Source organism: Paenibacillus sp. GbtcB18 (assembly GCF_019091125.1).
In the GTDB taxonomy this organism is placed as follows: Bacteria; Bacillota; Bacilli; order Paenibacillales; family NBRC-103111; genus Paenibacillus_F; species Paenibacillus_F chitinolyticus.
The window spans coordinates 1-2,064 of sequence record NZ_JAGXJX010000049.1 but is presented as its reverse complement, the minus strand read 5'-3'; the positions used below and the strand labels follow the sequence as shown (position 1 = coordinate 2,064).

General features: G+C 40.3%; 1 protein-coding gene. It reads left to right on the top strand.

The genetic code is table 11. From position 1 onward, the window contains the following. A partial coding sequence (locus KVT34_RS29370; protein WP_217563204.1) for a type I polyketide synthase occupies window positions 1-2,064 on the top strand: 2,064 nt, incomplete at both ends.

Here is a 2,064-nt window from a genome sequence, read left to right as displayed (position 1 = left end):
GAACTTTTTCAGTATCAGAAGGAGCTCCCATAGGATCAAAACCCGAGAATGAAATCCTTGCCAAACCAATGGAAAAGCACCATCTGTATTTGAATGAAGAAGTAAGATCAGATGATGAGCCAATTGCAATAGTGGGTATAAGCGGCAAATTCCCAATGGCAGATGACGTGGAAGAATTCTGGGAAAACTTGATGAACGGTAAAGATTGTATTTCAGAAATACCGAGTGAGCGATGGGATTGGAAAGATTACTACGGAAACCCCAAAAATGAAAAAAATAAAACCAACATTAAGTGGGGGGGATTTATCAACGGCATTGATGAGTTTGATCCATTGTTTTTTGGAATTTCACCGAGAGAAGCAGAGTTAATGGATCCGCAGCAACGTCTCTTATTGACCTATGCCTGGAAAGTTATGGAGGACGCCGGGTATTCAGCTAAAAGTCTTTCGGGAACCAATACCGGGGTATTTATCGGTACGGCAAGAAGTGGATATGAAAGTTTTTTAACCCACAAAAATTCGGTAATAGAAGGGTTTTCCGCTACCGGCATGACACCTTCAATTGGTCCTAATAGATTAAGTTATTTTTTAAATATTCATGGACCGAGTGAAGCCATTGAAACAGCATGTTCGAGTTCCTTAGTGGCTATTCATCGAGCGGTATCTTCAATTAAGGATGGCAGTTGTGAAATGGCGTTTGTTGGGGGCATCAATACAATTATTAGCCCTCAAGTTCATATTAGCTTCAACAAAGCGGGGATGTTAAGTGAAGACGGTCGTTGCAAAACATTCTCAGACAAAGCGAACGGATATGTTCGAAGTGAAGCAGTCGGGATGCTCTTTCTTAAAAAATTAAAAGATGCAGAGCGTGATGGTAATCAAATTTACGGGGTTATATTAAGCTCTTCTGTAAATCATGGGGGAAGGTCTAATTCTTTATCCGCACCAAACCCGGCAGCTCAAACTGAACTCTTAAAGAATGTTTACAGGAAAGCAAATGTAAATCCGAGTACTATAACTTATATAGAAACTCATGGGACTGGCACTGAGCTGGGAGATCCGATTGAAATAAATTCTTTAAAAGCAGCATTCCAGGATCTTTTTACGGGATATGAAGGTCAAACCATTGAAAATGCACAATGCGGGTTGGGGTCAGTAAAGACGAATGTTGGCCACTCCGAGTTAGCGGCAGGAATTGTAGGGACAATAAAGGTTCTATTGCAACTTAAATACAAGACAATAGTGAAAAGCCTTCATTGTGAAACAACGAATCCCTACATTCAGTTACAAGGCACTCATTTTTATATTAATAAAGAAACAAAAAAATGGGATAGGTTAATGGATCGTGACGGCAAGGAGATTCCCCGTCGTGCAGGGATAAGCTCTTTTGGGTTCGGCGGAGTAAATGCGCATATTGTGCTGGAAGAATACACTCCTAAAATTGCCGTTCCTCTCTTGGACATCCATGCCGCGCAGATACCAAAGGTTCTCCTTATGTCTGCCAAAAGTGAGGACCGCTTGTGTGAGCAGGCTAAACATTTATTGAAGTGGATTCAAGAGGGAAGATTTTCAGAAGATGACTTGGCTTCCATCGCCTATACCTTACAGGTTGGAAGAGAAGCTATGGATGAGCGGTTAGCATTTGTGGCAAAGAATCTTAAAGAACTAGAAGAACGGTTAATTGATATAATAGAAGGCCGTTTTTATGATATTTACCGTGATGAAGTAAAAAAGAATAAAGCTTTTTCCACCTTTTTTAAAGATGACGGGGATTTAAACAAGGTGATCGAACTTTGGTTAACCGAAATGAAGTATGATAATTTAATTAACTTATGGGTTAAAGGAGTTGCAATTGATTGGGAACGATTATATCGAAATAAGCATCACCAAATAATCAGTCTTCCCTCTTACCCATTCTATAGAGACCGTTATTGGTTATCAGTTAATGAAGAGCAATCCCAAACGATTGTCAACGAAAGCCAACAGCTTACAACCCTCCATCCGGTGCTGCATTCGAACAATTCGAATTTTATGGAGCAGCGGTTTACTTCTACCTTCACGGGTC